Annotated in this window: 7 protein-coding genes; 4 read left to right on the plus strand and 3 right to left on the minus strand. The window is 62.9% G+C overall.

The annotated features are described in order from the left end of the window. The 3 genes from ACESMO_RS01490 to ACESMO_RS01500 all read right to left on the minus strand — a co-directional run. On the minus strand, positions 1-719 hold a 719-nt coding region (locus tag ACESMO_RS01490), incomplete at its 3' end, for an AMP-binding protein (RefSeq protein ID WP_372706416.1). Positions 720-857: 138 nt separating this feature from the next. After that, on the minus strand, positions 858-1,454 hold the full coding sequence (locus ACESMO_RS01495) for a DUF5681 domain-containing protein (protein WP_372706411.1): 597 nt from the start codon (positions 1,452-1,454) through the stop codon (positions 858-860). After that, a complete protein-coding gene (locus ACESMO_RS01500; RefSeq protein ID WP_372706412.1) occupies positions 1,451-2,749 on the minus strand; it encodes a site-specific DNA-methyltransferase in 1,299 nt (432 codons plus the stop codon). The genes ACESMO_RS01495 and ACESMO_RS01500 overlap by 4 nt, the downstream gene beginning before the upstream one ends. A gap of 291 nt (positions 2,750-3,040) precedes the next feature. Here ACESMO_RS01500 and ACESMO_RS01505 point away from each other — a divergent pair, with 291 nt between their 5' ends. The 4 genes from ACESMO_RS01505 to ACESMO_RS01520 form a co-directional block, all read left to right on the plus strand. Further along, positions 3,041-4,207, plus strand: coding sequence for a Fic family protein (locus ACESMO_RS01505; RefSeq protein ID WP_372706413.1), 1,167 nt, complete (start codon positions 3,041-3,043; stop codon positions 4,205-4,207). A 255-nt stretch (positions 4,208-4,462) separates the two neighbouring features. Beyond that, complete coding sequence (locus ACESMO_RS01510) at positions 4,463-4,651, plus strand: hypothetical protein (RefSeq protein ID WP_372706414.1); 189 nt, start codon at positions 4,463-4,465, stop codon at positions 4,649-4,651. Between the two features lie 11 nt (positions 4,652-4,662). Continuing rightward, positions 4,663-5,127, plus strand: a complete 465-nt coding sequence (locus ACESMO_RS01515) for a DUF2924 domain-containing protein (protein WP_372706417.1) — start codon at positions 4,663-4,665, stop codon at positions 5,125-5,127. Next, positions 5,055-6,006 (plus strand): recombinase family protein (locus ACESMO_RS01520; RefSeq protein WP_372706415.1); only part of this gene is annotated, 952 nt, incomplete at its 3' end. The genes ACESMO_RS01515 and ACESMO_RS01520, both read left to right, overlap by 73 nt.

Raw genomic sequence — 6,006 nt, forward strand, 5'->3', positions numbered from 1 at the left:
ATGAACAGCGGGTCCTCGGCGTTCATCGGCTCGCAGGGACAGTCGTCGGAGACGCCGTGTTTGGCCTCGCCGTAGCGGACGTCGCGGCCTTCGATGATCGGGATGTCAGCGTTGGTGTGCGAGACGATCAGGACGTGGTCGACGGCGACCTTCTCACACGCCGCATCCACGTTGGCTTTTAACGGCACGCGCTTGCCGCCACGCAGGCCTTCGTCAGCGGTGATGATGACCTTTGAGCCGCAGTCCTCGATCCGCCCGGCCAGGCTGTCTGGCGAGAAGCCGCCGAAGACGACGGAGTGAACCGCGCCGATGCGGGCGCACGCGAGCATGGCAACGGCGGCGGCCGGTATCATCGGCATATAGAGGGTGACGCGGTCGCCCTTCACCACGCCGAGGCCCTTGAGCACATTGGCCATACGGCAGACTTCGGCGTGAAGCTCGCGATAGGTCAGACCGCCCGACCGGGTCGGTTCATCGCCTTCCCAGAGGATGGCGGTCTGGTCGCCGCGCTCTGCCAGGTGCCGGTCGAGGCAGTTCCAGGCGACGTTCAGAACGCCGTCCGCGAACCAGCGGATGCGGAAGTCGGTCTTGTCGAACGACACGTCCTTGATCGAGGTCGGCGGGGTCATCCAGTCAAGCCGGCGCGCCTGTTCACCCCAGTAGGCGTCGGGCCTCTCGCGCGCTGCGGTGCGGGCGGCTTCGTATCCCGACTTGGTCATCCTGGCGCGTTGCGCCCATTCGGAGGGGACTGGATAGAGGCCAGGATCACTCACGGCGACTCCTCGATTGGCGGGACTATCCCCGCTCAATAGAACTGTAGCGAAGTCCGGCGGTTCTCACACCCTCGGGTGCGCTGGCTATCGTCGACATTGCAGAAGTTGTTCCATGGCTCGGGAAAACACTGCGAACATGGATTCACGATTGGCTTGGGCACCGGCAGCTTCGATCGGAGCGGTGGTCAGCCGAACTTGCGGCCAGGAACGTCGTGGCTTCTTTGCAGCGGTGGCTGCCTCAAACACATCCCGCTTGAAGTACAGCTTCTGGTCCGCGTCAGAGTAGAGCAGTCCGGCCTGAATGAGCCCTTCCTCAAGGACGCTAAGGCTCAACAAGCGATCCAAAAGGACGTTGAACTCGCCGTCAAACTCAGCTGGCAGCTTGCGGCTGCCCTCGCTGATTGTCGCGACTGCCATTACTTCCCTCATCGATTTGAAATCGCCTTTGGCCGCTTTGTCGACAAGCTGGAGAGCGACTGCTTCCTTGATCGAAACTCGTCGTGTCCGGCCGTCCACGGAGATGTTAATCTTCCGGCTGATCACCTTGCTGAGCGTGGTGTGTTCGGCCGGCCCGACGTGCACGTGCCTCGGCCGGCCCTTTGGATTACCGCTCGCACCTTTATTGAATCGATGGGCCTTGGGCGGGCGGCCATAGCCGACCGGATCGTCGTCGGACGTCATGAAAACAGCTCGCTGATCGGGTTCAGCCGGACTTCGGCGAAGGTCTGCCCGGAGCGTTCAAGCACTGGTTCTCGACAGGTAAGACGCGCCCATCGTTCAAGAGCCACGTCGACATAGCGCGGGTCCAGTTCCACCCCGTGGCACGCGCGGCCGATCTGCTCGGCCGCCACGAGGGTTGTGCCCGATGCGAGGAAGACATCGAGGACCACATCGCCGGGCCGGGTCACGTCAATCAGCGCGTCCGCAACCATCTGGGTTGGTTTCACGGTCGGATGCATATCCAGTTCGTGACGCCGCGCCCCACCTGGAGAGTTGACCGAACTGTAGTCCCAGACATTGCATCGATTGCGGCCATGACGGCCAAGCTCGACGGCGTTGTAGTGTGGCCCGGGTCCATGGCGGTAGACGAAGATGAGCTCGTGCTTGGAACGGTAAAGACTGCCCATGCCGCCGTTGGATTTGTTCCAGACGCACAGGTTCAGGAGGGTGTCGTAGACGGTCCGGCCAGCGTCCAGAAGTTCGGTCATGTGTCGCCAGTCCATCGCGACGAAATGGACGCCGCCGGGACGCGTCGCCTCGCGCGCTGCCCCCAGGGTTTGCTCCAGAAACACAACGAATTCGGCCGGGCTCATTTCGCCCGTTGCGCACGCGAACTCGGGGTGACGTCCCCTGCCCACGGCGAACCCTGATATGGGAATATTGTACGGCGGGTCGAGGAAGGCGGCGTCGGCCTGGGCACCGGCCATCAAACGACCCATCAGTGCCGGGTCGCGGCAGTCGCCACAGGCGATGCGGTGGCCGCCCAGGATCCAGACGTCGCCGACTTCGGAAACCGTGACCTCGTCGGGCGGCCGGGCAGGGACATCCTCGACCTTGCCCCGTCGGCGGGACAGAGCAATGTCGATCTCCGGCGCGGAAAACCCCGTCAGCGAGATATCGAAGCCGAGCCCGGGGATGGACAGCGCCTCAAGCTCAACGCTCAGAAGGTCTGCATCCCAGACGGCGCCGAGCGCCAGTTTGTTGTCAGCCAGACGAAGCGCGCGCTTCTCCAGGTCGGAGAGGTCACGCAGTGTGATGGTGGGCACACTGCCCAGTCCGGCCTTCCTGGCCGCGATCAGCCGCCCGTGGCCGGCGATCACCCCGCCTGCTTCGTCAATGAGGATCGGGTTGACGAAGCCGAACGACCGGATGGACGCGACCAGCTGATCGATTTGCCGCTTTGGATGGATCCGGGCGTTGCCCGGATCCGGCCGCAGATCAGCGACATCAGCATAGACAATTTCGAGATCAGCCACGGCGACACTTCCCATCTTGGGGGGTGCCTGTGAGCACTCCCTCGCAACGATGGTCTCCGACGTCGCAATACGAAACGAGGTGAGTGGCGTCACCTTTAGAAGAAGTTTCGAGCGAATTGCGGCTGTCGTCAAGTGGCTCGCCGTCCGTCGTCGAGGAGGCTTCTTCGCAACCCCGCGCGAGACTGGTGTTGCTGCCCCGACTACTGCCCGTTACGTGATGAATACGGGTGTGATTTATCAATCATAAATGTGGTATAATCTGATCGATAAATAGAGTAGGTATCGATCATCATGTGGAACTGGCAACAGCAAGCCTGGCCCGAATTTCGCTGGGATCAACGCAAACTCATGCGCGCGGAAGCCCTCTTCGCCGAGGGGGCGGGCGTCGTGGTCGGCGCATCCAAGCATCTGAGCGTCGACGAGCGCGCGAGCCTCACCATCGAACTCATGAGCCATGAGGCCGTGGATACCTCCGCCATCGAGGGCGAGCCGTTGGACCGCGACAGCGTTCAGTCGTCCATCCGCAGGCATCTTGGGCTCCATAGCGACCATCGCCGCGCTTCTCCCGCTGAGGCGGGGATCGCCGAGATGATGGTCGATCTCTATGAGCAGTCCGCCGCGCCCTTGGCCGAGGCGGTGCTGTTTCGCTGGCATCGGCTCATCACCAATGGCCGCACCGACCTGAAAGACATTGGTCGCTATCGCACACACGACGACCCCATGCAGATCGTCTCCGGTCCTCTTCATGCTCCGAAGGTCCATTTTGAAGCGCCGCCTTCCGCGGAAGTCCCCAATGAAATGGCGCGCTTCTGGCGATGGCTGGAACGCGGCGCACCGAACGGTAGCGCGCCGCTTGCGCCGGTGACGCGCGCCGGCTTGGCCCATCTATGGTTTGAAAGCATCCACCCGTTCGAGGACGGCAATGGTCGTGTCGGCCGGGCCATCAGCGAGAAGGTTCTCGCCCAAGGGCTCAGCTCAGCCACCATCACCGGTATGGCGAGCACCCTGCTCAAACACCGCAAGGCCTACTACGCCGAATTGGAGCGTGCCCATCGGGAGTTGGAAATCACCGATTGGCTCCTGTGGTTCGCCGCCAAGACCCTGGAAGCTCAGCAGCACACCTTGCGCCAGGTCGAGTTCGTGCTCGAAAAGTCCCGCCTCTTGGAACGGGTCCGCGACCAGATCAATGCGCGACAGGAAAAGGCGCTGTTGCGCCTCTTCGAGGCGGGCCCGGAAGGCTTCCTCGGCGGTATGAGCGCCGCCAACTACATGAAGATCACCGGTGCTCCCCCCGCAACGGCCACTCGCGACCTGGCGGCGCTAGCCGCGAAAGGTGCCGTGCGGCGCACTGGGGAGAAGAAGGCCACGCGCTACTATCTGAACGTGGCGACAACGCCGTTGGTTGTGATCGAGGTCGCCGACATTGTCGGCGGCGACCTTGGGGGACAAAGAAGCTGACGCAGCCATGCGTACCAATGTCTGGCGGATCGGCAGGGCGTGGCCGACGCGATCGAGACTTGCCTCCTCACCGACCCAGCCGAGAACAAAGCCTGATCTTTATTCACCGATGCCAGCGCGGCACTGGTGTGTGGCTATCCGACTGGACTTCGGTCGGAATCGGAGCGTGTGTCCGACCCTCAGGAACACGTGAGGAGACGGGTCTTGCTTGACGAGGAAACGGCAGAACGAGCGATCGGAGATTTAGGGTCTCTGGTGGGGCAGGTGATCCGCGGCGCGGCCACGCAGCCTGTCCTGCTGGACGGTCAGGACCGCTGGGTCGGGATCACCAACCTGGTCTCGGCGGGTCGGGACATTGCGGTGCTCGCGTCCGCTATCGGAGTGCTGGCGAGGCGGTCAGAGGTGCACCCGTCCAACGCTGAGCGCTACCCCCGAGGCCTGTGATGGCGATCGCCATGGCTCCGGCACCAAACTGCCCCGGTTCGCACCGGCTGAACCTGGATCACCCGAACATTGATGTCGTCCTTGCACGCATTGGGAAGGCTGACCGCTCTGCGCTTCTGACCGTGTGGACGAGCCGATGGGAGACAAAGGCGCCGTCCTGCCTTTCGCTCGAGAAGTTGCGGCGGCTGATCTCCTACAGGCTCCAGCAGGACCGACTGGATCCGACAAGGAGTTTCAGCGAGGCCCTACAGGCCCCGCTTTCGATAACCTGCGCGCCGAAGGTGTTCCGCCGAACCTGGCGCGGGGCGGAATATACTGTCCTCCGAAACGCCCAAGGCTTCATCTATGAAGGGGTGAGGTACCGGTCGCTTTCGGCCGTGGCGAGGACCATCACCGGAACCCGATGGAATGGCCTCGCGTTCTTTGCCGCCCAGCATCTGAAGAGGCGAGAACGGCCGGGGCAGTCATTGCCATGAGGTGCGCCGTCTATACTCGCAAGTCGTCTGAGGAGGGGCTCGAACAAGCCTTCAACTCGCTCGACGCCCAGCGGGAGGCCTGCGAGGCCTATATCCTGAGCCAACGCCATGAAGGTTGGGAGTTGGTCGCCACCCGCTACGACGACGGGGGATGCTCAGGCGGCGATATGCGTCGGCCGGGCCTGCAGGCGCTTCTCGCCGACATCCGCGCCGGTCATGTCGACGCGGTGGTCGTCTACAAGATCGACCGGCTGACCCGTTCATTGTCTGACTTCTCCCGAATGGCGGAGGATTTCGATCGCTCTGGCACCTCGTTCGTCGCCGTCACCCAGGCGTTCAACACCGCCACCTCCATGGGGCGGCTGATGTTGAATGTGCTGCTTTCCTTCGCCCAGTTTGAGCGCGAGATCACCAGCGAGCGGATCCGCGACAAGCTGGCGGCATCCCGGGCCAAAGGCATGTGGATGGGGGGAAATGTCCCGTTCGGATTCGATATCGTTGACGGCAAACTGGTCGTGAACGCGGCTGAAGCCCCGGTGGTCAGAGACCTGTACCGGCGGTTCCTGGAGATCGGTGACCTTCAGACCCTGGTCAGGGAATGCGCCACGCACGCCATCTACAAGCGGCATCGGGGGAAAATCCCCGATGGACATCCGATCATTCGCACACCGTTCCAGCGGGCTGATCTGTACAAGCTGCTGACCCAGCCGCTCTACATCGGTCTCATCCGACATCACGACACCCTCTATCGCGGCGTGCACGAGCCTTTGATCAGCGAAGCGACCTTCAAGAGCGCTGCGGCCCTGATGAAGCGGCTTCACGCGCAATGGCGTGAGCGCCGACCGCTGCCGCCGCCGTTCCTTCTGGAAGGACTGCTTC

The sequence above is a fragment of the Brevundimonas sp. genome (assembly GCF_041688735.1).
Classification (GTDB): domain Bacteria; phylum Pseudomonadota; class Alphaproteobacteria; order Caulobacterales; family Caulobacteraceae; genus Brevundimonas.

Excerpts from the sequence above, each read along its gene's own strand:
- ACESMO_RS01495 (WP_372706411.1), bottom strand. The coding sequence starts at position 1,454 with ATGACGTCCGACGACGATCCGGTCGGCTATGGCCGCCCGCCCAAGGCC.
- ACESMO_RS01505 (WP_372706413.1), top strand. The coding sequence starts at position 3,041 with ATGTGGAACTGGCAACAGCAAGCCTGGCCCGAATTTCGCTGGGATCAA.
- ACESMO_RS01515 (WP_372706417.1), top strand. The coding sequence starts at position 4,663 with ATGGCTCCGGCACCAAACTGCCCCGGTTCGCACCGGCTGAACCTGGAT.